We start from the raw sequence: 24527 nt of genomic DNA, 5'->3' as shown, positions 1-24527 counted from the left end.
CTGGCCGGCTGGCATCAGGCCGCGTTTGGCATCAGAGCCACGAAAGCGGACATGGCTAACGGACCGGGAGGAAGCTTATCGCTCCCACAGCGCGATTTTTGGTTGAGGAAGACGAAGTGACTTCAACGACGTCCAACAGCAAGCGACGCTCGGGCCCTACTCAAGCGAAATATTGGACAATGTTCGCCCACTAATGCGTCGGGCCCAAGGCGATACGAAGCGCCTTCATCGCCCCGACGAAATTTGAGCGGATGAATTGCGGCGGCTCGACGACCTCGTAATTCGGATACGTTTTGAGAAACGCCGTCAGAATGTGGCGCAACTGCATTGTCGCGAGCCGCAAGCCGAGACAATGATGCACGCCGTAGCCGAACGCGAGATGACGATTGGCATTGACGCGCGTTACGTCGACACGGTGCGGATCATCGAAGATCGCGGGGTCATGGTTGCCGGCCCCATACAGCATCGCAACGCGCTCACCAGCGGCGATCGTTACTCCGCCGATCTCGACATCCTGTGTCGCAGTGCGCGCCATCTGGAAAACCGGGCTATGCCAACGGAGCAGTTCGTTGACCGCGGCCGGAATCAGCGACGGATCTTCGACAAGGCGGCGGCGCTGATCGGGAAAGCGCCACAAACCCCAGAGCGCGCCTGCCAATGAACTGCGCGTCGTCTCATTCCCGGCGGCGATCATATTGGAAAAGAAGCTTTTCCGCTCGATATCGTCGAGCGACCGGCCGCCAACCTTGGCCCGCGCGATGATCGATATGAGATCGTCCCGTGGCTCGCGGCGGCGTTGCTCGATCAGGTCGAGCCCATAGTCGAAAATCGCAAGATAGCGCGCGTTGGCAACTTCCAGCGATGGGGCATAGTCGGGGTCGTCGGTGCCGAACACGGCATTGGTGAACTCGAAGATTCGCCATTCGTCCTCGATCGGCACGCCCATGATCGCGCATATCGAACGGATCGGGACGATCGCGCCGACTTCCTCGACGAATTCGACCTCGTCGCGCCCCGCGAGCGTGTCCATGACGCCCGCGACCGACGCCTCGACGCGCGGCTCGAAACGCCCGATCGCGCCCGGCATGAAGGCCGATGCGACGAGCGCGCGGAAGTCAGCATGCTCGGGATTGTCCATGGCAAGCATGAAACGCGACAAAGTCCGGCCGATTTCGGGATCCATCGCGGCGCGCTGATCGGTCGGGACGCGAAACCCTTTCGTCGAGGTGAAATTTTGCGCGTCGAGCGACACGGCGCGGACATCGTCATAGCGGGTCAGCACCCAAAAGGGCGGCTGCCGGTCCGATCCGGGATGGCGGAACACGGGCCGATCGGCGCGGAGCGCATCATAGGCGTCGTGCGGATGGCCGTCGGCAAAGCTTGCCGTATCGAGCAGGTCGAACGCATCGGCCGCGACCATGTCACCTCTCCATTTATGTCAATTTATTTGACGACATCCTGTCGGGTCAAATCGCGCCTGTCAATCCGCAGTCGCGTGCCGCCATCATAGCCGCGTCGCCGCCGCGGCAGTGGCACGCATTACAGCGCTCTCGCGCGTCCGGCCCAGTTCGCCGTTGAGCCACCGTGCCGCCTCGACGAGTAGGTTCAGATCAACCGCGACCCGCTGCGGTCCGAATGCATAGGCGATGTCTTCGCTTGCGACATTGCCGGCGGCCCCCGGCGCAAAGGGGCAACCGCCGGTTCCCCCTATCGCCGCATCGACCGTGACCGCCCCCGCCTTGACTGCGGCGATGCTGTTGGCAACCCCCATGCCGTGCGTGTCATGGAAATGGACGCGCACCGGCATAGGCCGAATGGCATCACACACCTGCCCGACCAGGCGTTCCACCTCGTGCGGGCGCGCAATGCCGATCGTGTCGGCGAGCGAGACTTCAAGGAGCGGCGAAGCCGCAAAGCGGCGGGCGAGCGCAACCACTCTGCCCTGCGCCACCGCGCCGTCGAACGGGCAACCGAATGCAACCGCCAGTGTGACCTGCGCTGGCCGTCCGGCGGCATGCGCTCGCGCCAGCACACGCACCGCCATCGCGGTGCAGTCTTCGGCAGACATGCCTTGATTGGCGATCGCGAATCCGTCCGTCACCGGAACGACGAGCCCGAGTTCTCCGATGCCGGTGGCCAACGCCCGTTCGGCGCCCCGGTCGTTGAGGATCAGTCCAATGGTCCGCACCGCGGCATCGAGACGGAGGTTCTCAATCACGGCCTCGGCGTCAGCCATTTGCGGGACGCGCGACGGGTTCACGAAACTGGCGACCTCGATCCGCCGGACGCCCGAGGCCACCGCACGCTCGATGAGCGCGACCTTCGCCTGAACCGACAAAATGGCGGCTTCATTCTGCAGCCCGTCGCGCGGCGAAACTTCGACCAGTTCGACCATGGACAATGGCTAGTCGGCTATCTGCCGTTCGTACATGCCCCAATCATAATATTCACGCCACGTACGGATCAGCCCGTCCTCGATCTCGAAGATGCCGACCGCGGGAAGGACACCCGATTTGCCCCGCGCGGTGAAATGATCGCGCCGTTCGAGCGTCACGACATTGTCCTCGACGCGGCGATTGAGCACTTCCATCTCGACGCGCGTGGCAACCGCGAAAAAGCCATCGAGCATGGCCTTGATTTCGGCCTTCCCGCGATAGGGTTCTTTCATCATGCTCTGCATCACCGCATCGTCATGAAACAGCGACAGGATCAACTCACCATCGAGTTTCTGCCAGCCTTCCTTCATTCGATCGACGACGGCCAGCGCGGCTTCTTCCTGCGGACTGCGCATGCGAATTCCTCTCCAACTCTCGCCTTGGCGGCACGGCCAAAATGATATTTCGTCAAATCTGTTGACAATAATAAGTGTCTTGCGTCATCTTCAACATGTCAACCAGCTTTACATAGCGGCATCACCGCAGGGAGCTGGCGAAGCTTGGAGGGAGAGGGATATGGGCGTTTCCGGCAAGGGGATATTGCTGGTCGGCGCGAGCTTGCTCGCACTGCCGGCTTATGCGCAGACGGGCAGCGGCGCGGAGCGAGAAGCTGCGGCTGAAACAAGCGATGCGACCGATATCGTGGTCACCGCCCAGCGGCGCGAACAGCGGCTTCAGGACGTCCCGATCTCGATCGCCGTGGTATCGGGCAGCACCCTCGAAGACCGTGGTATCCAGAATTTCGAGCAGCTTGCACCGCTCGTCCCCAACCTTACCATCGCAAAGACGCCGGCCGCGAACCTGATTGTCCTTCGCGGCATCGGATCGAGCGCGGGCAGCCCGTCGCTCGATCAGTCGGTGGTGATGTTCGTCGACGGCATCTACGCCGGCAACGCCCGCCAGTTCGCGGCGCCCTTTCTCGACATCGAGCGGCTCGAAGTGTTGCGCGGCCCGCAGGGGGCGCTGGTCGGCCGCAATACCAGCGCGGGCGCGATCAACATCTTGACCCGGCGCCCGGGTGACACCTTTGGCGGCTATGTGCTGGGCGATTATAATTTCACCTTCGACGGGCCAAGCATCGAGGCGGGAATCGATATTCCCGTGACCGACAATTTCAGGATCCGCACCGTCGGGCGGTACGCCGATACCGAAGGCTATATCTATAACGACCTTGTCGACCAGAATCAGCCAACGCGACGTGAGATCATCGGCCGTATCACCGGCGTGCTCGAAAGCGGACCGGTGACGATGCTGGTCAAATATGAGCATGCCAACGTCGATATCGAAGGGTCGCCGGTGCAGGTCTTTGCGCCCGCCAACAATGAATTTCGCGACTACCGCAAAAGCAGCCGACTGCTGAACGGACCCGAATATGACAATATCGTCACCGATAATGCCGTGGTCCAGTTCGACATCGACCTGGGCGGACCGACGCTGACCTCGATCAGCGGATTTTCGGCGTTCCGCAACCGCAACCTGATCGACGCCGACTTTTTCGCCGGCAATTTCGCTACTGCCGACTTCGACCAGGATTTCCAGCAGCTCTCGCAGGAAATCCGTCTTACCTCTCCCTCGGGCGGCAAGATCGAATATTCGCTCGGCGCCTATTATTCGGTCGCCGATCTCGATGAGGAACGCACGACGGGCGTGCTCTTTGCGCCCGCCGCGAGCACTTTTCGGCAATTCACACAGGAAGACCGGGCGCTGTCGCTGTTCGGCCAGCTGACCTGGATCATCTCCGAAAGCCTGCGCATCAACGGCAGCGGGCGCTGGACGCATCAGAAGAAGAACGCCGACTATCTGCGCCTTGGCGGCACGCTCGCGGCGACGCAACGTACCGGCGCGGTGCTGGCCGATTTCAGCGGCAGCACGAATGACAGCCGGTTCGACCCCGCCGCATCGATCCAATATTACGTCAACCGCAACGCCATGTTCTATGCGAGCTTCGGCAAAGGATCGAAGAGCGCGGGATTCCAGGGCGCGATTTCGAACGCTTCGGCGGCGACTTTCGCCTATCGACCCGAACGCTCGACAGCGTTCGAGGCGGGTGCACGTCTGAGCTTTCCGGGTACGGGATATCTGAACCTGGCGGCCTTCCACACAACTTACCGCGACTTGCAGGTTTCGGCCGGAATTTCGGTTCCGGGTTCGCTCGCCGCGATCTTCTTCACGGGCAACGCCCCCAAGGCCCGGGTCGCCGGACTAGAGGCGGAATTCCTCGCCCGCAGCGGTGTTTTCCAGGTCGACGGCAGCCTCGCGTGGTTGCCGACCGCCAAATATGTCGATTTCACCGCAGGCCCTTGTTACGCGCTCCAGCCAAGCAACGGCACGTTGCCCGGCACCTGTAACCAGACCGGCCAGCGGCTGGGCTTCACGCCCAAATATTCAGGATCGGTGAACGCTACGATCGCGGTGCCGGTCGGGAGCGACCTGCAGATCAAAGCGACGGTTTCACCAAGTTTCCAGTCGGGCAATTTCCGCGATTTCACCAACGACCCGGTGGCGCGGCAGGATGGCTGGCTGAAACTCGACGCACGCGTGTCGCTGGGCACCGTCGAAGATGGCTGGGAGCTGGCGCTCGTCGGCCGGAACCTGACCAACAAGCTGACCAACGCCTATAGCAACACGGCGGGCCTCGCGAACACCTTCCTCAACCCAGCCGCGCGCGTGACCGTCGTCGATGCGCCGCGCAACGTGTCGGTGCAAGCACGCTATAAATTCTGATCCGGCGTCTGCGCGGCTGCTCAGCCGCCGCGCAGCGCGATCGTTGCGGGCGAACCCCAATCGGAAGCAAAAGCTTCGCGCAGCGCCTGTACCCCGCGCTTGCCGATCCGCCGCGTCAACTCGTCGGTCAGCTGATCTACGATCTGCTTGGCGTCGGCGCGCATCGCATTGCCGAGGGGCGTCAGAACGACCTGCTTGATCCGACCATCGGCGGGGTCATTCTCAAGTGCGAAAATGCCGCGTTCGATGAGCGATGTAATTGTCGAATGCACTGCCTGGCGCGTGATACGCAGGCTGCGCGCGATGTCGGCAGGACGGACGATGCCCATCTGGACATGCATCATGACCATCGACTCCGGGCGCGTCAGCGCAGGCTGACCATTGGCAACCAAGCTGCGTTGAAGGCTTTCGTCGAACCATTCGAAGCCCTGCAGCAGCGGGACGATGAGATAATCCGAACGGTGAAGTGGTGTGTCGCCCATATCGCCCCTATGCCCGCCAGAGCGGCGCTTTGCCAAGCCCGTTTGCCGGAATCACAACAGCGCGGAGTTGGGTGGCAGACCGACGAGCGCGCGGCCATGGAGTTCGGTCGCGATATCCTGATCATAGACGATGTGGCTTTGCATCACTTGCACGTCGCGCAGCATCCGCTGCAGCGGGTTCGACAGGCTGTGGACGCTCGAACCCACCGCCTCGCAACACGTCCGCACCGCATCGACGCATTGCTGGACCGCAAAGGCGACCTGCGCCCGCAGGCGGATGCGCTCGACCGTCTGCTCGGGTTCGTCGATCGCGCCGACCGCGATATTCTCGCGCGCGACCGAGCGGATCGCCAGTTCGGCCGAGCGCGCCAATATGTCGGCGCGCGCAAGCCGCATCTGCGCGGCGGGCTTTTCAACCGACGTCGAGCTCGCGCCCATCTTTACATGGCTGGTCAGCCGCTCGCGGCATAGCGCGATCGCTCCGCGCGCCGCACCGAGCGCAGGAATCGCCGCCGTGACGCACAGATTGGGCAGCATCGGCGAACCGTACAGCCCATGCCCGTGAATGGCGCGCCCATGGCCTCGTCCCGAGCGGACCGGTCCGACCGCGAAGCCATAATCTTCGGCGACGAAGACATCCTCGACCGCGATGTCGTTGCTGCCCGTCGCAGCCATGCCCGCCATCTGCCAGGTATCGATGACGCGGACGTCGCCGGCAGGCAGAATGAACATGCGGACGTCGGGGGGCGCCCCGTCGGGAACCGGAACCATCGCATTCAGCATCACCCAGTCGGCGTGCATCACGCCGGACCCCCATTTCCAACGGCCGGTCAGGCGAAATCCGCCATCGACAGGTTCTGCGCGCCCCGGCGGAGACGCGCAACTGGGCGAGATAACATAGGGGAAATGACCCCATATCTCAGCCTGCGTCGCCTCGGGCAGCTGCGCGATCAACCAATTATGTTCGGCGGCAAAGCAAGCCGCCCAGGCGGTCGACGGGCAAGCTTCCGCAATCGGCAGCGTGGCGCTGATATAGGTGTCGGGGTCGAATTCCAGCCCGCCGAAGCGGCGCGGGACATAGACATAGAAATAACCGCTAGCGCGGAGAGCGTCCCACACCGCATCGACGGGTCGGCGCAGGCGCTCGGCCTCGGCGGCATGTTCGGCGACAAGCGGACGCAGTGCGGCCGTCCGCGCAACCAGGGCCGCGGGGGTCAGCGTGGCCAATTCATCGGCCGAGAGATAATCGTCGCCATTGGGGATCCGGCGGTCGGCCAGCGCTTCGCTCATCCTGCTCTCCCATCTCTGTTTTGCAGGATTGTCGCCGCTGGAGCGATAATGTCAATATATTTGACGTTATCGCTCCATCTTGGTGCCTAGCCACCGTGCAAAGATGACGTCATTGTCCTCGCCGACCTCGATCGGCGCGGGCTTGCGGATACTGCCCGGTGTCGCTGACAGCTTCGGGAAGACGCCTTGCATCGGCGTCGGCCCGCGCACCGGATCATCCACGGTGACGATCGCCTCGCGCGCCGCGAAATGCGGGTCGGCAAGCATGGTTTCGGCATCATAGATGCGTCCGGCCGGGACGCCCGCCGCGATCATCCGCTCCTCGAGTTCAGCGACCGACTGCGACCGCGTCCAATCCGCGATCAGCGCGTCGAGTTCTTCCTGCCGCTCGCCACGGGCAAGGTGCGTGGCGTAGCGGGGATCATCGGCGAGCTCCGGGCGCCCCATGCTATCGCAAAGTCGGGCAAAGACCATGTCCTGATTCGCACCGATCAGATATTCGCCGTCGCGGCACGGATAGACGTTGGACGGCGCGATTCCGGGCAGCGTCGATCCCGACCGCGCCCGCTTCGTCCCCGCAACGGCATATTCGGGAATGAGCGATTCCATGACTTGCAGTACCGATTCGTAAAGCGCGGCGTCCACGACCTGTCCTTCGCCGCTGACCGAACGGTGATGCAGCGCCGCAAGCGCGCCGATGCAACCATAGGTTGCGGCGAGCGTATCGCCGATCGACACGCCCATGCGGGCGGGCGGCAGGTCGGGGTAGCCGACGATGCCGCGCCAACCGCCCATTGCTTCGCCAATTCCTCCGAAGCCCGCCCGGGTTGCATAGGGCCCGGTCTGCCCATAACCCGAGACACGCACCACGATCAGCCGCGGGTTCGACGCGCGAAGGTCGGCCGGATCGAGGCCCCATTTCTCAAGCGTGCCGGGGCGGAAATTCTCGATCAGGATATCAGCCTCAGCGATCAGCGCGCGCGCGTCGGCCTGCCCGTCGGCGCTGCGCAGGTTGAGCGCGACCGAATATTTGTTGCGCGCGATCACGCGCCACCAGGTCTTGGGGTCGCCCTGCCCCCAGTCGCGCATCGGATCGCCCCCGCCGGGCGGCTCGATCTTCACGACCTCGGCCCCCATGTCGCCGAGCAGCTGGCCGCAGAAAGGGCCGGCGATCAACTGCCCCATCTCGACCACCCTGATCCCCGCCAAGGGTCCGCCTGCCTGCTTCGTCATCGCTGTTCCACTCCCGTCCTGGCCTGATCTCATCATAGACATTCGTAAATATATTTGACAATCTCTGCTTCGCGAGCTTCTATTTGACCAGAGGCCAAAATGGGCCTGAAGGAGGAGAGATGCGATGGCCGAAGCGCCCCCGGCGGTGCCCCTTCGCGGGATACATCACAATGCCTTTCGGTGCCGAGATGCCGCCCAGACGCGCTGGTTCTATGAAGATGTGCTGGGGCTGAAGGCTGCGGCGGGGCTGGTCATCGACACCGTCCCCGGGACCGGCGCCGAAACGCCGTATATGCATATCTTTTTCGAGCTGGGCGACGGCAATTATATCGCCTTCTTCGACTCCCCTTTCGATGCCGACCCCGACTGGTTCGATCCCAAGAATAGTTTCGACATGCACGTCGCGATCGAGGCGAAGACGAAGGAAGACATGCTGGCGATGCAGGACCGCATCAAGGCGCTAGGGGTGAAATGCTTCGGGCCGATCGACCATGATTTTGTCGAATCGGTGTATATGTACGACCCCAACGGCATCCAGGTGGAGATCACCTGCCGCACCCCCGATCATGGACGGATCATGGCTGAGGAAGAGGCGCATCTCGGGGACGTGCTCGCCGCGTGGAGCGAGCGGACGCGGGCGCTGAAAGAAGAAAAGTTTGGTGCCAATTCGCTCGGCAACCGTGGGAGCCGCTGGCCGGCGATGGGGCATTGAAGATGGCGGTCGAGAAAATCCCCTATCTGGTCGTTTTCGAAGAACGCGCCGTTTTCAAGGATACTTATGGCGGGGTGCCAGGGCGCGTTGCGATCGAATGCCTGCACCTGAAACCCGACACGCCGTCGGACACCGTTGTAATTTTCTCGCACCCTATCGGCGGCGGCGCGTGGCTACCGCTGCCGCTCGCCATGGCCCGGGCAGGCATGCATGTCATTTATGCGAACACCCGCTATCGCGGCAATGACAGCGCGCTGATCATGGAGAAATGCGCGCTCGATTTCGGCGCTGCGATCCGCGATGCCAAGGAGCGGCTCGGCTATGACCGGGTTATCCTCGGCGGCTGGTCGGGCGGTGGGGCGCTGTCGCTGTTCTATCAGGCCGAGGCCGAGGATCCGCGCGTCACCGCGACGCCGGCAGGCGACCCGGTCGACCTGGTCGCCGCCGGGCTGGTCCAGGCGGACGGCATCGCGCTGCTCGCGGCCCACTTGTCGCGCAATCGTACGCTGACCGAATGGATGGACCCCTCGATCACGGACGAGAGCCGTCCGTTCGATCGCGATCCGTCGCTCAACATCTACGACCCCGCCAATCCCGCCCAGCCCCCCTATGACGATGCTTTCATCGAGCGGTATCGAGCAGCGCAGATCGCGCGCAACCGTCGCATCACTGCCTGGGTCAAGGACGAGCTCGCGGCAATCGAGGCCGGGCCGCACCCGCATGACGAACGCGGCTTTACGACGCATGGGACGATGGCGGACCCACGGTTCATCGACGCGACGCTGGAACCGAGCGAGCGCAAGCCCAACTGGTGCATGCTCGGCGATCCGCGCATGGCCAATGACGGGCCGACGGGCCTCGCGCGATTCTCGACACTGCGCAGCTGGCTTTCGCAATGGTCCTATGACGACAGCAACGCCGACGGCATTCGCTGCGCTGCGCGCGTCTCGGTGCCGATGCTGGTGATCGAGCATGGCGCCGACGACGCCTGCACCCCCAGCCATGCGGCGCGGCTGATGGCGGCCGCTGAAAAGGCGCCGCAGCAGCATCATGTCATCGCGGGCGCCGAACATTATCTGATCGGCCAGCCCGACAAGGCGAAGGAAGGCGTGCAGCTCTTTGATGACTGGTTGAAGGCCGCGTTTTGAGTTCGGAGGGTGGCGGCGCGAGCCGCGGGCCCGCGCTGGGCTACGGCTATTATATCGTCGTTCTGCTGATGCTCGCCTATATGCTGTCGTTCCTCGACCGCGTTCTCATCAGCCTCCTCGTCGAACCGATCCGCACCGAATTCGGGCTGGGCGATACCGAGATCGGGCTCCTTGTCGGCTTCGGCTTCGTCCTCTTCTATACCGTTCTGGGCGTACCATTCGGTGCCGCGGCCGACCGGACCAACCGGCGCAACCTGATCGTGTTCGGGCTGGTCGGCTGGAGCCTCGCGACGGCGGGGAGCGGTCTCGTCGCAGGGTTTGGCGGGCTGCTGTTGATGCGCGCGCTCGTCGGGGTGGGCGAAGCCACCTTATCGCCTGCCGCGCTATCGACGATCGCCGACCGCTTTCCACCCGAGCGGCTGGGTTTTGCAATCTCGATCTACTCGTCCGGCGTCGTGCTCGGCGGCGGGCTCGCGATGGGCTTTGGCGGCATGATCGCCGAATGGGCTGCACGGACAAGCATCGACATCCCCGGCTGGGGGATGATCGAGGGCTGGCGGCTGGCGATGCTGCTCGTCGGCTTGCTGGGACTCCCGCTTGCGCTCCTTTTGTTAGCGACGATGCGCGAGGCTCCGCGCAACGACGGCGGCCGGCCGGTACCCGGATTCGGCGAATTGCTGGCCACGATGCGGCGCCACCGGGCGGCCTTTGCGACGGTGTTTATCGGCTATGGTTGCGCCGTGATCTCCGCCTATATCCCCCTGTTATGGGGGCCCGCGCTGCTCGCGCGCGAGCATGCGATGGGCCCTGCCGAAATCGGCCTTGCGCTCGGAGTCGTCGTCGGGGTTTGCGGCTTTGCCGGAGTCCTGACCGGCGGCATTCTTTCCGACCGGCTCGCGCGGCGCGGCACCGTGCACGCGCCGGTGCTGCTCGTTCTCGCGACGCTGCCGCCGCAATTTCTTGCGCTTGGTACCGCCTATCTGTCCGCAAACACCCGATGGGTGCTCATCCTGCTCGGACTGGGCACCTTTCTGTCTTCGATACTCGGCGGGCTACAGGCAACGACGGTTCAGCTTCTGACTCCGGCAGCGATGCGCGGTCGCGCGATGGCGATCTATCTGCTCGTCGTCACGCTGCTTGGCATGGGGCTGGGACCGCTCGTCATCGGAATGCTCAGCGATCATGTCTTCGGCACCCTGCCTGCATCGCTCGCGACAACATCGGCTGTATCGCTGGCCCTGGCGGCGGTGATTCTGTGGACCGGACGCAGCGCCGTCGAGCGATCGATCCGCGCCACCAGCGATGCAGCCTGACGCCTCAGTCGTCGGCGGCGAGCGCTTCGGCGCGCAGGTTTCGCTTCAATATCTTGCCCGCCGCCGAGCGCGGCAGCGGCTCGCGGCGCAGCTCGAAACTTTTGGGCACCTTGTAGCGCGCGATCCGTTCTCTGCAGAAATCGGCCAGCTCCTCGGCGCCGGGTTCGGCGGCACCGTCGGCCAGCGCGATGATTGCATGGACGCGCTCGCCCCATTCGCTGTCGGGTAGGCCGACGACCGCCACCTCGGCGACCGCGGGATGCCAGCTGAGGGCATTTTCAACCTCAATCGAATAGATATTCTCCGCCGCCGAGACGATCATGTCCTTCAGACGGTCGGTGACGGTAATATAGCCATTTTCATCCATGCGCCCGGCATCGCGGGTGTGGATCCAGCCGTATTGGAGTACCTCGGCCGTTTCTTCGGGCCTGTTCCAATATCCCATCATGACATTGTCGCCGCGGCCAACGATTTCGCCCACCGTTCCTGCCGGACATTCGCCACCTTCGTCATCGACGATACGAATATCATACCCAAAACAGGCACGCCCGCAGCTGCCTAATTTGGCCGGATCGTCCGACAGATGATCTTCCGGCGTCAATATCGTCGCGGCAGGAAATTCGGTCTGGCCATAACCCTGGCAAAATCCGGCATTCGGAAACCGCGCGCGAGCGGCCGCCTGCGAACCAGAAGTCATCGGAGCTCCGCCATAGCCCAGAATGCGGAGCGCATCGAAGCTGCGCCCCTGCGAGCTCGGCGAGCCAACCAGTCGCTCAATGATCGTCGGCACGGTGAAACAATGCGTCACGCGATGTTCGATGAAATCCTCGATCATCGTCTCGGCATCTAGTTGCCGACGAAATACATGCGTGCCTGCCGCCATGGTGCCGAACAAGGTGCCGATATCGGCAAGATGAAACATGGGCGCGGCGTGGAAGAGCACGTCACCTTCCCGAAAATCGATATGCGCGAGCAGGTTCGAGGCCATCGCCGTCAAATTGGCATGGCTGAGCATCACGCCCTTCGGGAGGCCGGTCGTTCCGCCGGTATAAAAAATGCCCGCAAGGTCGATCGACGCTGCGACCTCGTCGATCGGCGGCGTCGCTGCAATCAGCGTATCGCAACTGTCGACGCTGTCTCCATCCATCGCGAGGATGGACGTCACGACCCCCTGCGCCAAGAGTGCACGGGCGGTCTCACCATATTCGGTGCCGTACAGCAGGTGCCGAACCCCGGCATCGCCAAGCTGAAACGCAAGTTCGGGCAACGCGAGCCGCGTGTTGAGAGGGACGATCACGCCCGCCGCCCACGGGATAGCGAACCAAGCCTCGAAGTAGGACGTACCGTTGTTGGCGAGAACTGCTATCCGGTCGCCCGCAGCCAGCCCCTTTGAAACCAGCGCCGCAGCGAGGCGCGAGACTCTGGCCCCCGTTTCCCCCCAGCTTCGAGACACCCCGCGCTCGATGGTGGCCGTTCTGTTCGCAGCAATGCGAGCGGCTTTCGCAACGGCCTGACTGGTTCGCATTACCTACCCCAAAACTCGTGAACTTAATTGACATAATCCGATGGGGTGACGGTCGTCAATGACTGGCTTGGCTGACTGCCAAAGCGGAATGCCCGCTCGACGCACGCGGGCCTTGAATTCCCCGATTCCGGCGAGGCGATTACGGCCGGTTTGAGACAGTCCGCTTTACGTTTTCTATGCACGTAGGCAGCCGCTAACTTCCGCTGAATGAGTCGCCAAATATCAGACTTATGCGAGCGCCCGACGCTGAGTCTCCAATACGCAGTTCACCGTTGTGGCGCGCAACGATCGCGTTGACCAACGACAGGCCGAGCCCGGTTCCCGCTTCGCCTGCGGTATCGGGGATACGAAAGAAGCGCTCGGTCACCTTCTCGCGATAGGCGGGTGGAATGCCGGGGCCGGAATCTGCAATTTCGATCGTTACGCCCGCCCCGGCCCTGGCGGCGCTGACCTTCACTGTGCCGCCGTTGCCGCCATATTTGATGGCATTGTCGAGCAGATTCGAGACCGCCTGAAACAGAAGATTGGGATCGGCGTCGAGCGTCAGGCCGGGGGCGATGTCGCTCTCGATCCGCTGTTCTCGTGCTTCGGCATCGGGGAGGTGAAATTCGACTGCGTCAGCGAGCAGGGTCGAAAGATCGACGGATTTGAAGCCGGCATGGTGTCGCCCGCTTTCGATCCGCGCGATGCGCAGCAGGGCGTCGAAGATCGCCTGCAGCCGCGCGGCCTCCGCCGAGGCCTGTTCTGCGAGGCGTTGCCGCTCGCCTTCGTCTTCGGTGTTGCGGAGGTCGTCGAGGTCGGCGTGGAGGCGCGCCAAGGGCGTGCGCAGCTCATGCGCCACATTGTCCGACACCCGCCGAACGGCCTCGACCGCTTCCTCGATCCGGCCCAGCATCCGGTTGAGAGTTTCTGCGAGCTCGTCGAAGTCGTCGCCGGTACCGCGGAGCGGGATGCGTTCAGTCAAACTGCCCGCCATCACGCGGCGCGCGGTCTGTGACACCGCGTCGATTCGCCGCCCGACGGCGCGGCCCATCGCGATGCTGCCGCCGATCGCCAGCGCCGCAGCGGTCAGGATCAGCCACACGGCAGCCGTCGAGAAGATTTCGTCGCGATCGTCGATATCCTCGACATCGCGGCCGACGATCAGGCGCGATCCATCGTCAAGGCGGCGTTCGACCGACAGCGCGGCATAATCCTGTTCGGTGCCAAGGAACGACACGTCGGCATCGAGAAGCTGCCAGTCGGCGATGGCGCGATCGGGCCAGCTCGGCAGGTTGGCGGTCACGGCCTTGCCATCGCGCGACAACAAGGCATGAAACGCCCGACGGTGGCCCGTCCTCTCGCGAATCTGCAGGGCGCGAAGCAGCGCGTCGCGTCCACCGGCGCGGTCGACCGCGTCTAGGGAGCCGGCCTCGCGCTTGACCACCGCCGCCTCCTTCAACATCGGCTGATAGACCCCGAACCAATAGGACGCGCCGAACATCGCTGCGGTGGAGGTCAGGAAGAGCGCGACATACACGAGCGCCAGCCGCACGGTCAGGCTGCGCCAGATCCCGCGGCGGGATGGCAGGCTCACGCGCTTGCCCGCATGACATAGCCGGTGCCGCGCACCGTATGGATCAGCGGCACGCCATGGCCGCGATCGACCTTTTGCCGAAGGCGACTGACATGCTGGTCGATGATGTTGGTCTGGGGGTCGAAATGATAGTCCCAGACATGTTCGAGCAACATCGAGCGCGTCACCACGCGCCCTTCGTTGCGCGCGAGATAGGTCAGGATGCGAAATTCGCGCGCGGTGAGATCGATCGCGCGGCCCTGGCGACGCACCTGCTGGCCGAGCAGATCGATGTCGAGGTCGCCGACGCTGAGCTTCGTCTCGGCGACGATCGCTGGGCCGCGGCGGCCGAGCACGTCGATGCGCGCGAGCAATTCCGACATGGCGAAGGGCTTGGTCAGATAATCGTCGCCGCCTGCGCGCAGCCCTGCGACACGCTCGTCGACTTCGCCGAGCGCGCTGAGGAACAGCACCGGCGTGGTATCGCTGGTCGCTCGGATCGTCTGGACGATGGTCAGGCCGTCGACATAGGGCAGCATCCGGTCGACGATGATCAGGTCGAAGCTCTCGGACGCCGCGCGCAGCAGCCCCTTGCGCCCGTCATCCTCGGCCGTGACGAGATGCCCGGCGGCCTTCAGCCCCTTGCCGATATGCTCCGCAACGCGAGCGTCATCCTCGATCAGCAATATCTGCATCGCCTCTCCGTTACCGGCTGACTGGTGAAATCGCCAGCCGCGGGGCGAACATGTCGAAAATCAAATGAATGCTCCATCGGCGCGTCAGGCCGCGCTGCCACTGTCATTCGCTAAGGAGCAGGCGATGGCAAAGGTACAACGGCAGACAAAGGATGCGGCCTCCGCCCCCCGGCCGCAGCAGGCGGCGCTGTCGATCTTCGACCTCGACCGCACGCTTACCATCCTGCCGACCTACACCCCCTTCCTGTGGTTCGCGGTACGCAGCCGTGCACCTTGGCGCCTGCTCCTTCTCCCGCTGCTGCTGCCGGTCGCGACACTCTATGCGCTGAAACTGGTCCCGCGTTGCCGGATGAAACAGGCGATGCATTGGATGGCGCTCGGCAGCGGGCTGCCCGAGCGCGAGGCGGCGCGGCTCGCTGATCGCTTCGCGCGGCATCTGGTTGCGCGCGGGCTCTATGCCGAGGGCGTCGCGCTGATCGAGGCCGAGCGGAAGGCCGGACGGCGGATCGTCCTCGCGACCGCGGCGCCGCATTTCTACACCGCCGCGCTGGCGCGCCGGTTGGGCATCGGCGACGTCGTCGCGACCGCATCGGGCTGGAAAAACGGCCGCCTGACACCGGCAATCATGTCGGCCAATTGCTACGGCGCCGACAAGCGCGCATTGGTTGAAGCCTATATGAAGCGGTCAGCGATCGCCCGCGACGCAGCGCATATACGTTTCTATTCGGACCATGCCTCCGACCTGCCGATGTTCGAGCTGGCCGACGAGGCGATCGCCGTTAACCCGTCGGCGAAGATGCGCGGCATTGCCGCGGCGCGCGGCTGGCCGGTGCTGGATTGGCGGGCGTGAGCGCGATGCATATCGGCTTTCTCTTCAACCATCATGGCGGGCATCAGGTCGCGCATGCGCTACCGGTCGCGCTGGCGCTGCTCCGACGCGGCACCAATGCCAACGTGAGCGTGCTCGTGTCCGAGGGCTGCGAGGGTGAAGTTCGGCGCATGGCGGCCGCGACACCGGGCCCCATCCCCGAGATCGTCCGCCTGCGCCCACCCTCCAGAATAGCGCGCGCCGCGAACCGGGCGAGTGGGCGGGCGATCCCTGCCGACATCATCTCGACGCTTCACCGCAACCTCGACCGCTTCCGCAAGCTCGATGCGCTGGTGGTGCCCGAGAAGACCTCGCTGATGCTCAAATCCCTGTTCGGCCTTAAGTCGCTAAAGCTGGTCCACACACGCCATGGCGCGGGCGACCGCGCGGTCGGTTTCGACAAGGCGAGCGGGGGGTTCGACTTGGTGCTACTATCGGGCGAGAAGGTCCGCGACCGGCTGGCCGAGGCCGCGCTTCTGAAAGACGACGGCCATGCGATCGTCGGCTATCCGAAGTTCGACCTCGCGCCGCCGGAGCATCCTCGGCTGTTCGCGAAGGACAAGCCGACCGTCCTCTATAGCCCGCATCCCTCGCCGGCGCTGTCGTCCTGGTACCGGATGGGGCCGCAGATTCTCGACTGGTTCGCGAAGAGCGACCGATACAATTTCATTTTCGCGCCGCATGTGATGCTGTTCAAGAAGCGGATCACAGCGTCGCTGTCACCGTTCGCGCTGGGCTGGAACCGCGGCCCGCGACCGGGAGATTATGAGCAGGATCATATGCTGATCGACACCGGCAGCTCCGCCTGCCTCGACATGACCTACACCGACGCAGCCGACATCTACATGGGCGATGCAAGCAGCCAAGTGTATGAATTCATCCGGCGTCCGCGGCCCTGCTTCTTTCTCAACCCGCGCGGGCATGCGTGGCAGGACAACCCCGACTTCGCGCACTGGCGCAGCGGGCATGTGCTGGGCAGCTTCGCACAGTTCGAGGCCGCCTTCGCCAAGGTGCCACGCCTGACCCCGCCGATGCGCGAGCGGCAGGAGAGTCTGTTTGCCTACAGCTTCGACCTGCAGGAGCGACCCTCGTCCGAGCGCGCGGCAGAGGCGATCCTCGATTATATGGCGCGCCAATGAGCATCGCGGCCCCCTCCCCGCTCGCGAACTTCCTCGACTATGGGGTGAAGAAGACGCTGCACAAGGCGTGGGTGCATCTGCTGACCGCGCTGCCGCTCGCGCGGTCGGAGCCTGTCGTCTGGTCGCGCTATGGCGTGCGGATGCGCGCGAACTGGCACGACCGGACCTTTCAATATTGCCGTTATGCGACCTACGGCCGGGCCTTGTCGGGCTATATCGCGGCGCAGGATCGGCCCTTCGCTTTCGTTGACATCGGGGCGAACCAGGGGCTGTACAGCCTACTCGCGGCGCGCAACCCGCATTGCGCGGCCGCGATCGCGTTTGAGCCGGTTGCGGCGACGTTCGCCCTGCTGCGCGACAATATCGCGCTGAACGGCGCTGCGGCCACGATCCGTCCGGTCCATGCCGCCGTGTCGTTACATTCGGGGATGGCGCGGATCGCGACCGACGGCGCGCATAGCGGAGTGGCGAGCCTGCGCGAGGCGGCGGCGGACGGCAGCGAGGAAATCCGCATCCTCGGCATATCGGGCGTCGATACGCTGCTCGAAGGCGACGCACCCCTGATCGTGAAGGTCGACGTCGAGGGGCATGAGGAGACGGTGATCGAAGCGCTGATGGCGTCGGCGCATCGCAACCGGATAGCGGCGATCTTCTATGAGGTCGATGCGCGCTGGACCGATGCCGATGCGATCGAGGCGCGACTGCGAAGCTGCGGTTTCGCGCGCTTCACCCGGCACGGCATCGGCCGACACTACGACATACTAGCGAGTCGTTAGTGGCCGGCCGCCGACTGTCTGCTTCGGGGCTCAAGCACGAGTTAGACAACACTGGCTTGGATTTCGCGTGAACAACTTCAAGCCATCAATTGCGGATGTGTGGCTCTTACGTGGGCCGCGGCGAACGCGCGGGACATGGGTGGCCTGCTCAAGATTTGTCGCTTCAACATACGCGGTGACCGCGCCGAGGTTTTAGGTATCGCGATCGCCAGAACTGCCAGAGATCCTCTGGCACACCGCATTGTTTCCTCACAATCGTCTTGATCTATCAGTGCGATCATTGTTATCGATGTCATTTGAAAGCGAGACGACCATGCTTGATCCCGATATTGCCGCCCATGTCGGCACGCCTTCCGAGATGCCTGCGCTGACCCCTGAACTGATCACACTCCTTCGGGCGAACATGGTGTTGATGGCCACGACAATGCCTGGCGCCCCCGTCGATCATGTCGAGGATTTCGACGCCGACGGCGTTCCGGTTCGCCTCTATCGCCCACTCTCGGACGCGCCCTTGCCCCTGCTCGTTTTTCTTCACGGCGGCGGCTGGATGTTCGGGAATCTGGAGACGCATGACGCAATGGCGCGTCACCTTGCCGCCGCAAGCGGCTGCGCGGTGCTTGGCGTAGGTTATCGTCTTGCGCCCGAGCATAAATTTCCCGCTGGTCTCGAAGATTGCATGACGGCGCTCGAATGGGCACGCCGCTCGGCGGGGTTGCTCGGCTGTGACCCCGAGCGCATTGCGCTTGGCGGGGAAAGCGCTGGCGGAAATCTGACCGCCGCCGCGACGTTGCGGCTACGCGACGAAGGCAAGGCGCAGCCGCACTTTCAGTTGCTGATCCATCCCGCGACCGACATGAGCTTCTCGCTTCCCTCTTTCGCCGAGGTCGGAGCGCCTGTCCTGTCGAAAACCTATCTCGACGGATGCCGTGAATTTTATCTCGGCGATGCTGAAATTTCGGATCCTTTTGCGTCGCCGCTTCGTGCCGAACGGCACGATGGTCTGGCCCGCGCAATCGTTGTGACTGCGTCGGAAGATCCCTTGCGCGACGATGGCGAATTTTATGCCGCAGCGCTTGTCCGGGCGGGCGTTGAGACGCTCGCGCAACGCCTGGATGGTTTACCGCACGGCTTTCAGTTTCTGCCGATCACAATTCCGGCGGTCGCCGCAGCGAATGAGTTGATCGGCGGGCTGGTTCGCCGCTATTTCGCGATCGATTAGAGCGGGATTCGGGGGACGATCGGGAATGAGCAAGTTAGGCGATGGCGAACGGCCAACCATGGGAATGGTCGCCACGCTGGCCGGTGTTTCGACGATTACCGTTTCACGCGCCCTGCGCGGCAGTGACCTCGTTCGCCCCGAAGTCCGGAAACGGATCGTCCAGATTGCCACCCAGGTGGGATACAGAATGAACGTGGCGGCACGCAGCCTTCGGACGCGGGAGTCGCGGACAATTGCGGTCGTTCTTGATCAATATGCGCACGAAAATCAGTCGCACGCAGACCCGCTGCTTCTGGTGCTCATTGGAGGCCTGCTCGAAACCCTCACGCCGGCAAACTATTCGACGCTGCTCACGACGCACGAGCATTTCCTCTCTTCAGGCGCTGTCGGCGCCGACGGCGCGATCATCGTCGGCCAGGGAGAAAATGCGCACCGGCTGCGGCAAGTCGCCGCGCTCAATCTGCCGATCGTCGCCTGGGGCGAACCTGTGCCGGGCGTGAATGTCAAAGTCATCGGCAGCGACAATCAAATGGGGGGCCGGCTTGCGGCCGAGCATCTGATCGCGCGCGGACGGTCGCGCCTCTTGTTTCTCGGCGATACGAAACATCCCGAAGTTTCCGCGCGGCTTGCCGGCTTCCGCGAAGCGCTCGCGTCGAGCGAAGCCATGCTCGTCGGAGCATTCCCCTGCCCTTTCACTCCCGAAGGCGCGGCCGATGCTGTCCGGTTCGCGCTCGACGAGGGCAAGATCTTCGACGGGATTTTCGCGGCCAGCGATTTCATTGCCGCGGGAGCGTGCGACGCCCTGATCGAGCGTGATATAACGGTTCCAGGCGATGTTGCGATCGTCGGCTTTGACGACGCCCCCGTCGCGAGTGTGCATCGGCCTGCCATCACGACGATCCGGCAGGACGGCATTGCAGCAGGGCGCGCACTCGGCACCGCGATCGTCAATATGGTCGAAGCGAAGGTCGGCGACGCCATGGGCGCCCTTCCGGTCGAGCTTGTGGTGCGCGAGACCAGTTGATCTCGCTCAGCTTTGAGCGGGAACCTCGCTTAGATGCTGGAGAAAGAATTGCGCCAAAATGTCATAGGTTTCGCGCGATTCCGGCAGGCTGACATCCATGTGATGCGCATGCCACAGGCCGTCGAACATCACGAGCTGCGCACCGACTCCCGCCGCCAGCAGCCGCCGGTGCATCACTGACACGGCGCTTGCCGCAAAGTCACGCATCGCAGTGACGAGCATCGTCGGCGGAAAGAGCGCGAGGCAGTCGGGATGATGCCCCGGCAGCACAAGGGGATCGGCGGCATCGGCGCCCGTGAAGTAAGGGAAATCCTCCATATTGGGCAGCGCGCCGCCCTGCGCCGCCAGCTTCGGATCAAGGATTTGTGCCACTAGCCCTGAATCGCCGCCAAACTCGAGACCGGCACCATGGAGAAGCGCAGCCGCGCCGGCCATTGGCAGTTCTTCGCTTGCGATCCGGGCAATGGCCTCAGAGGTTAGCATCGCCCCCGCCGAGCAGCCAAATATGCCGATGCTTGCGGCATTTTGCTCGCTGAGTAGCGCTGCGTAAACCGCAAGCACATCGTCGACCGCTGCAGGGAAGACATGCTCGGGCGCCATTCGATAATCGACGGCGATGACGCGCATACCGGCAACGGCAGCAACCGGCACAGCTTCGAGGAGAGCGCCTGCGCCGTCGCCCCACATGAAGCCGCCGCCGTGAAGGCACAGCAGCGTCGACCCCGTTTTGGCTCCGCCCGCAGGAGTCACATCATGAACCCTGACCCCGGCAATCTCACGCTCGACGATCGTGACGGCGTAGCGGTCGAGAGCCTTTCCCAAGAGGCCCTGGTTATAGATGTCGTAAAATTTCCGCAGGTCGGCGATTTCGGTCGGGGGGATGGGCGCGTTAGCGCTTTCGTGAAAGAGACTTTGGGCCTCTTCGCTGACCCATGCACCGAATTGTCTCGCGTCGACCATTAGATCCTCATTCTGTTATCGATACCAGCGCTTTTACAAATACCTACCATACTGGCGTTTTTCCGCCATGCAAGACCTATTGACATCGATAACATTTTCAGCAATTTTCTTTCCGACCGGACGAATCCGGAGACCCTTTGGGAGGGAAGTGATGATGTCGATGCGTTCCGCCTTTTTGTTAGCGCTCGCGAGCAGCGCAAGCCTGCTACCCGCCGCTGCCTTCGCGCAAGCCGAAGCGGCGCCCGCCGACGAGACGCGCGCAACATCCGACAGCGGCCTCAACGATATCATCGTGACCGCGCGTCGCCGAGAAGAGAAGTTGCAGGACGTGCCGATCGCGGTCACCGCCTTCACCGATGAGGCGCTTGAGCAAAAGGGCGTCACCGATCGCACGTCGCTCGCCGACAACACCCCCTCGCTGTTCACTATCAGCGGCGGATACCCCCGCGAGTTCGCCTATTTCGCGCTTCGCGGTCAAGGGCCGGCTTTCGGCTCGACCCCCGGCGTCGTCAATTATTTTGCCGAAGTGCCGAATAGCGTGAACATCGACGGCCGCGTCGGCACCTATTTCGACCTCGCGAATATCCAGGTTCTCGCGGGACCGCAGGGAACCTTGTTCGGCAAGAATGCCACGGGCGGCAATATCCTGTTCGAACCGGTCAAGCCAAAGGACGCGTTCGAGGGCTACGTCCGCGTCCAGCTTGGCAATTATGATGACCGCCGGATCGAAGGTGCGTTGAATACGCCGATCGTTCCCGACCGCGTGCTGTTGCGCATCGCGGGCGAAGTCGGGCGCCGCGACGGCTATACGAAGGACGTCGGCCCCTTTTTCGCGGGCAAGGATTATGACAACCTCGCTTACGAAAGCTTCCGCTTTGGCCTGACCGTGCGGCCGACCGACAGCATCGAACTCTATACGATGCTGCGCTATTATCATTCGGAGAATAATGGCGGCGGCACCGTGCTCGGCGCGTATAATCCCGCGGCGGGTTTTGACGCCACGGCGCTGGGGTTGGGCTTCCTTCCGGTGGCAGCCTTCTATCCCGGCGTATTGACCGCGGTCGCCGAACAGCAGGCACGGGGTCCGCGCCGCGTCTCCTATGATCTGGACCAGTTTTCGGAGACGAAATATTGGCAGGCGATCAACCAGGCGTCGGTGCAACTGAGCGACACGATCAAGCTGCGCAACATCATCAGCTATTCGGAACTGCGCACCATCTATGGCTATGACTATGATGCCATGCCTTTTCCGATCGCTGGGCAGCGCGGACGCATCCCGACCATTGCGCCCAATTTCTTTACCGAAGAACTGCAGTTGCAGGGCACGTTGTTCGACGATGCGGTCGATTTCTCCATCGGCGGCTATCTCGACCGGCAAAGCTGGTCCGATCCGGCGGGGATCGAGACCTATGTCTTCTTCCCGATCGGCACATTGGTGCCCACAATTTCGGGCTACTTCACGCAGACGAACAAGAGCGAGGCGGTGTTTGGACAAGCGACGGTCGATCTTGGCAAGCTGTCGGGCGCACTGACCGGCCTCAGCGTGACGGGCGGCCTGCGCTACACTTGGGAGCATAGCTTTACCTCGCAGACGATCGGCGGCCCGCCCGCAGTCTCGGGCTCCGTCGACAGCGATTATCCGAGCTATAGCGCCACGCTCGATTATGATGTGACGCCCGGCGTTCACGTCTATGTCACCGCGCGCGACGCCTATAAATCAGGCGGTGTCAACGGGCCGGTACCGGTCGGCTCTGCCTTCCGCACGTATGCACCCGAGCGGCTTTCCGACATCGAGGTCGGCATGAAGTCGCAATTCTCGCTCGGCACGGTCGACGTCCGCGCCAATGTCGCGGCCTATCGCGGCATCTATGACAATATCCAGCGCACGACGGCGGAAGCGGTCAACACGCCGAGCGGCACGGTGCTGCTCAACGTCACGCGCAGCGCGGCGAAGGGCAAGATCCAGGGCGTCGAACTGAACCTGGCGGTCATGCCGGTCGAAGGGCTGACGTTGAACGGCAGCTATTCGTACATCGATGCGCGCTATACCCAAGTCACCGACGCGAGCGCCGGGGAGATCCTCAACGGCGCGCCTTTCCCCTACACGCCCAAGCACAAGTTCTCGATCGGGGGCTCGTATGAGACTCCTCTGGGGCGTGCAGGCGAACTGGTGCTGGCCCTGAACTATGTTCGCCAGACCAAGGTCTCGACCGCGCAGACAAACAGCTCCTTCTATAATTTCCTGCCCGCCTATGGCCTGCTCAACGGCAGCATCGGGGTGAAGGATATTGGCGGACGGCCCATCGACCTCACCCTGTTCGTCAACAACCTCACCAACGAGGCGAAGCCGGTCGGTGTGCTCGATCAATATGCGCAGTCGTCGGGCATGGTCGGCCTGACCTATAGCGAGCCGCGCATGTATGGGCTGCGGATCGGCTACCGGTTCGGGGGTTAAGCCCATGGGAGCGAAAGCCGGCCCCATCCAGCCGCCCTTCGCGCCGACCGTCAGCGCGGAGGCGCGGGCCGTCATGGAACCCATGTTGAAAAGCGGTTCGGCTCCTGAATTGACCGCAACGCTGATGCGCAACGCGATCACGCGCAGGGGCGTGCGCGCGGCCGCAGCCAACTATCTGAAGCCGATGAACAAGAGCCGTGCGAAGCGGTTCGATGTCGAGGTCGAGAAAGGCACCGTCGCCGGTGTTCCGGTGAAGTTCGTGCGGCACCGTGGGAGCGATTGGGCAGCCGACAAACGGTTGCTGATCAACTTTCACGGCGGTGGGTTCATGGTCGACTCCGGGTCGGAGACCGAAACCATTCCGATTGCCGGGCTGACGGGAATAACGGTCGTGACGGTGATGTACCGTATGGCGCCCGAGCATCCCTTTCCTGCGGCGGTGGACGATGCTTTGGCGGTGTACCGCGACGCCCTGTCGCAGCGGGATGCCGCATCGATCGGCATCTATGGCACATCGGCGGGCGCCGTTCTGACGGGCCAGCTGCTGGCACGGATCAAGGCCGAAGGCCTGCCGATGCCGGCGGCCGCCGGCATTTTTTCCGGGTCGGCCGACCTCGCACTGATCAGCGACTGCGAAGCTTTTTTGCCCTCGATCATGGGATCGCGCAGCGCGCCAGACACCCTGGCCGATTATAGCAGCGGGACAGAGCGGACCGACGCACTGTTATCGCCGCTCTACGGCGATCTGTCGGGGTTGCCGCCGACGCTGCTGATGACCAGCACGCGCGACCAGTTGCTGAGCCAGACCGTGCGATTCCACCTGGCTCTGGGCAAAGCCGGCGTCGATGCCGATCTTATGGTCTATGAAGGCATGCTCCACGCCTTCTGGGCGTATATGGAGTGTCCCGAAACCGAAGACGCGCTGGCGGCACAAGCCGCATTTTTCAGCCGCCACCTTGCGGCCTGATCCAGAC

Annotated in this window: 21 protein-coding genes; 11 read left to right on the top strand and 10 right to left on the bottom strand. The window is 63.4% G+C overall.

Annotation, left to right across the window (positions count from 1 at the left end):
• Positions 1-190: 190 nt before the first annotated feature.
• The 3 genes from ACO055_RS15325 to ACO055_RS15315 all read right to left on the bottom strand — a co-directional run bounded on the left by ACO055_RS15325 (position 191) and on the right by ACO055_RS15315 (position 2791).
• Positions 191-1420, bottom strand: coding sequence for a cytochrome P450 (locus ACO055_RS15325; protein ID WP_422059702.1), 1230 nt, complete (start codon positions 1418-1420; stop codon positions 191-193).
• 84 nt (positions 1421-1504) lie between these two features.
• Positions 1505-2395 carry a hydroxymethylglutaryl-CoA lyase gene (locus ACO055_RS15320; RefSeq protein WP_422059701.1) on the bottom strand — a complete coding sequence of 297 codons (891 nt, stop codon included), beginning with the start codon at positions 2393-2395 and terminating at the stop codon, positions 1505-1507.
• 9 nt (positions 2396-2404) lie between these two features.
• Positions 2405-2791 (bottom strand): SgcJ/EcaC family oxidoreductase, encoded by a 387-nt coding sequence (locus ACO055_RS15315; protein ID WP_422059700.1) that lies wholly within the window; start codon positions 2789-2791, stop codon positions 2405-2407.
• 160 nt (positions 2792-2951) lie between these two features.
• Between ACO055_RS15315 and ACO055_RS15310 the strand changes: the two genes are divergently transcribed.
• Positions 2952-5159 carry a TonB-dependent receptor gene (locus ACO055_RS15310; protein ID WP_422059699.1) on the top strand — a complete coding sequence of 736 codons (2208 nt, stop codon included), beginning with the start codon at positions 2952-2954 and terminating at the stop codon, positions 5157-5159.
• Between the two features lie 20 nt (positions 5160-5179).
• Here ACO055_RS15310 and ACO055_RS15305 read toward each other — a convergent pair whose 3' ends face one another.
• From ACO055_RS15305 to ACO055_RS15295, 3 genes are all read right to left on the bottom strand, one after another.
• The gene (locus ACO055_RS15305; RefSeq protein WP_422059698.1) at positions 5180-5641 is read right to left on the bottom strand and encodes a MarR family winged helix-turn-helix transcriptional regulator; all 462 of its coding nucleotides are present in this window, start codon (positions 5639-5641) and stop codon (positions 5180-5182) included.
• 51 nt (positions 5642-5692) lie between these two features.
• A complete protein-coding gene (locus ACO055_RS15300) occupies positions 5693-6931 on the bottom strand; it encodes an acyl-CoA dehydrogenase family protein (RefSeq protein WP_422059697.1) in 1239 nt (412 codons plus the stop codon).
• 66 nt (positions 6932-6997) lie between these two features.
• Complete coding sequence (locus ACO055_RS15295; protein ID WP_422059696.1) at positions 6998-8164, bottom strand: CaiB/BaiF CoA transferase family protein; 1167 nt, start codon at positions 8162-8164, stop codon at positions 6998-7000.
• A 124-nt stretch (positions 8165-8288) separates the two neighbouring features.
• Between ACO055_RS15295 and ACO055_RS15290 the strand changes: the two genes are divergently transcribed.
• From ACO055_RS15290 to ACO055_RS15280, 3 genes are read left to right on the top strand one after another with little or no spacing between them, the layout of a single operon-like run.
• Positions 8289-8876 (top strand): VOC family protein, encoded by a 588-nt coding sequence (locus tag ACO055_RS15290; RefSeq protein WP_422059695.1) that lies wholly within the window; start codon positions 8289-8291, stop codon positions 8874-8876.
• 2 nt (positions 8877-8878) lie between these two features.
• Positions 8879-10024, top strand: a complete 1146-nt coding sequence (locus ACO055_RS15285; protein WP_422059694.1) for an alpha/beta hydrolase — start codon at positions 8879-8881, stop codon at positions 10022-10024.
• On the top strand, positions 10021-11337 hold the full coding sequence (locus ACO055_RS15280; protein WP_422059693.1) for an MFS transporter: 1317 nt from the start codon (positions 10021-10023) through the stop codon (positions 11335-11337). Before ACO055_RS15285 ends, ACO055_RS15280 begins: the two co-directional genes overlap by 4 nt.
• A 4-nt stretch (positions 11338-11341) precedes the next feature.
• Here ACO055_RS15280 and ACO055_RS15275 read toward each other — a convergent pair whose 3' ends face one another.
• The 3 genes from ACO055_RS15275 to ACO055_RS15265 form a co-directional block, all read right to left on the bottom strand.
• Positions 11342-12790 carry an AMP-binding protein gene (locus ACO055_RS15275; protein WP_422059692.1) on the bottom strand — a complete coding sequence of 483 codons (1449 nt, stop codon included), beginning with the start codon at positions 12788-12790 and terminating at the stop codon, positions 11342-11344.
• Positions 12791-13055: 265 nt separating this feature from the next.
• Positions 13056-14438 (bottom strand): ATP-binding protein, encoded by a 1383-nt coding sequence (locus tag ACO055_RS15270; RefSeq protein WP_422059691.1) that lies wholly within the window; start codon positions 14436-14438, stop codon positions 13056-13058.
• Entirely contained in the window at positions 14435-15112 is a 678-nt protein-coding gene (locus tag ACO055_RS15265; RefSeq protein WP_422059690.1) for a response regulator transcription factor, read from the bottom strand. The genes ACO055_RS15270 and ACO055_RS15265 overlap by 4 nt, the downstream gene beginning before the upstream one ends.
• A 124-nt stretch (positions 15113-15236) precedes the next feature.
• On the opposite strand from ACO055_RS15265, the gene ACO055_RS15260 reads away from it, so the two are divergent.
• The 5 genes from ACO055_RS15260 (at position 15237) to ACO055_RS15240 (ending at position 20138) form a co-directional block, all read left to right on the top strand.
• The gene (locus ACO055_RS15260) at positions 15237-15962 is read left to right on the top strand and encodes an HAD family hydrolase (RefSeq protein WP_422059689.1); all 726 of its coding nucleotides are present in this window, start codon (positions 15237-15239) and stop codon (positions 15960-15962) included.
• 5 nt (positions 15963-15967) lie between these two features.
• Complete coding sequence (locus tag ACO055_RS15255; RefSeq protein ID WP_422062481.1) at positions 15968-17119, top strand: hypothetical protein; 1152 nt, start codon at positions 15968-15970, stop codon at positions 17117-17119.
• Complete coding sequence (locus ACO055_RS15250) at positions 17116-17895, top strand: FkbM family methyltransferase (protein ID WP_422059688.1); 780 nt, start codon at positions 17116-17118, stop codon at positions 17893-17895. Before ACO055_RS15255 ends, ACO055_RS15250 begins: the two co-directional genes overlap by 4 nt.
• Before the next feature lie 289 nt (positions 17896-18184).
• Positions 18185-19114, top strand: a complete 930-nt coding sequence (locus ACO055_RS15245; protein WP_422059687.1) for an alpha/beta hydrolase — start codon at positions 18185-18187, stop codon at positions 19112-19114.
• A 25-nt stretch (positions 19115-19139) separates the two neighbouring features.
• Positions 19140-20138: a substrate-binding domain-containing protein gene (locus tag ACO055_RS15240; RefSeq protein WP_422059686.1), complete on the top strand. Its 999-nt coding sequence runs from the start codon at positions 19140-19142 to the stop codon at positions 20136-20138.
• A 6-nt stretch (positions 20139-20144) separates the two neighbouring features.
• On the opposite strand, the gene ACO055_RS15235 is transcribed toward ACO055_RS15240, so the two are convergent.
• Positions 20145-21098, bottom strand: coding sequence for an alpha/beta hydrolase (locus ACO055_RS15235; RefSeq protein ID WP_422059685.1), 954 nt, complete (start codon positions 21096-21098; stop codon positions 20145-20147).
• Between the two features lie 154 nt (positions 21099-21252).
• On the opposite strand from ACO055_RS15235, the gene ACO055_RS15230 reads away from it, so the two are divergent.
• Positions 21253-23553: a TonB-dependent receptor gene (locus ACO055_RS15230; RefSeq protein WP_422059684.1), complete on the top strand. Its 2301-nt coding sequence runs from the start codon at positions 21253-21255 to the stop codon at positions 23551-23553.
• A gap of 73 nt (positions 23554-23626) precedes the next feature.
• Positions 23627-24520 carry an alpha/beta hydrolase gene (locus tag ACO055_RS15225; RefSeq protein WP_422059683.1) on the top strand — a complete coding sequence of 298 codons (894 nt, stop codon included), beginning with the start codon at positions 23627-23629 and terminating at the stop codon, positions 24518-24520.
• Positions 24521-24527 lie beyond the last annotated feature (7 nt).

The organism is Sphingopyxis sp. (assembly GCF_965227415.1).
Taxonomy (GTDB): domain Bacteria; phylum Pseudomonadota; class Alphaproteobacteria; order Sphingomonadales; family Sphingomonadaceae; genus Sphingopyxis.
Note: the sequence above shows the minus strand (reverse complement) of the source record. Positions and strands in the feature narration are given on the sequence as shown.

What these genes read in the sequence shown, in the direction of transcription:
- ACO055_RS15240 (WP_422059686.1), top strand. Translation starts at nt 19,140, where the DNA reads ATGAGCAAGTTAGGCGATGGCGAACGGCCAACCATGGGAATGGTCGCC.
- ACO055_RS15315 (WP_422059700.1), bottom strand. Translation starts at nt 2,791, where the DNA reads ATGCGCAGTCCGCAGGAAGAAGCCGCGCTGGCCGTCGTCGATCGAATG.
- ACO055_RS15300 (WP_422059697.1), bottom strand. Translation starts at nt 6,931, where the DNA reads ATGAGCGAAGCGCTGGCCGACCGCCGGATCCCCAATGGCGACGATTAT.
- ACO055_RS15285 (WP_422059694.1), top strand. Translation starts at nt 8,879, where the DNA reads ATGGCGGTCGAGAAAATCCCCTATCTGGTCGTTTTCGAAGAACGCGCC.
- ACO055_RS15320 (WP_422059701.1), bottom strand. Translation starts at nt 2,395, where the DNA reads ATGGTCGAACTGGTCGAAGTTTCGCCGCGCGACGGGCTGCAGAATGAA.
- ACO055_RS15310 (WP_422059699.1), top strand. Translation starts at nt 2,952, where the DNA reads ATGGGCGTTTCCGGCAAGGGGATATTGCTGGTCGGCGCGAGCTTGCTC.
- ACO055_RS15225 (WP_422059683.1), top strand. Translation starts at nt 23,627, where the DNA reads ATGGAACCCATGTTGAAAAGCGGTTCGGCTCCTGAATTGACCGCAACG.
- ACO055_RS15295 (WP_422059696.1), bottom strand. Translation starts at nt 8,164, where the DNA reads ATGACGAAGCAGGCAGGCGGACCCTTGGCGGGGATCAGGGTGGTCGAG.
- ACO055_RS15230 (WP_422059684.1), top strand. Translation starts at nt 21,253, where the DNA reads ATGTCGATGCGTTCCGCCTTTTTGTTAGCGCTCGCGAGCAGCGCAAGC.
- ACO055_RS15255 (WP_422062481.1), top strand. Translation starts at nt 15,968, where the DNA reads ATGCATATCGGCTTTCTCTTCAACCATCATGGCGGGCATCAGGTCGCG.
- ACO055_RS15260 (WP_422059689.1), top strand. Translation starts at nt 15,237, where the DNA reads ATGGCAAAGGTACAACGGCAGACAAAGGATGCGGCCTCCGCCCCCCGG.
- ACO055_RS15265 (WP_422059690.1), bottom strand. Translation starts at nt 15,112, where the DNA reads ATGCAGATATTGCTGATCGAGGATGACGCTCGCGTTGCGGAGCATATC.
- ACO055_RS15235 (WP_422059685.1), bottom strand. Translation starts at nt 21,098, where the DNA reads ATGGTCGACGCGAGACAATTCGGTGCATGGGTCAGCGAAGAGGCCCAA.
- ACO055_RS15250 (WP_422059688.1), top strand. Translation starts at nt 17,116, where the DNA reads ATGAGCATCGCGGCCCCCTCCCCGCTCGCGAACTTCCTCGACTATGGG.
- ACO055_RS15290 (WP_422059695.1), top strand. Translation starts at nt 8,289, where the DNA reads ATGGCCGAAGCGCCCCCGGCGGTGCCCCTTCGCGGGATACATCACAAT.
- ACO055_RS15245 (WP_422059687.1), top strand. Translation starts at nt 18,185, where the DNA reads ATGTCATTTGAAAGCGAGACGACCATGCTTGATCCCGATATTGCCGCC.
- ACO055_RS15305 (WP_422059698.1), bottom strand. Translation starts at nt 5,641, where the DNA reads ATGGGCGACACACCACTTCACCGTTCGGATTATCTCATCGTCCCGCTG.
- ACO055_RS15325 (WP_422059702.1), bottom strand. Translation starts at nt 1,420, where the DNA reads ATGGTCGCGGCCGATGCGTTCGACCTGCTCGATACGGCAAGCTTTGCC.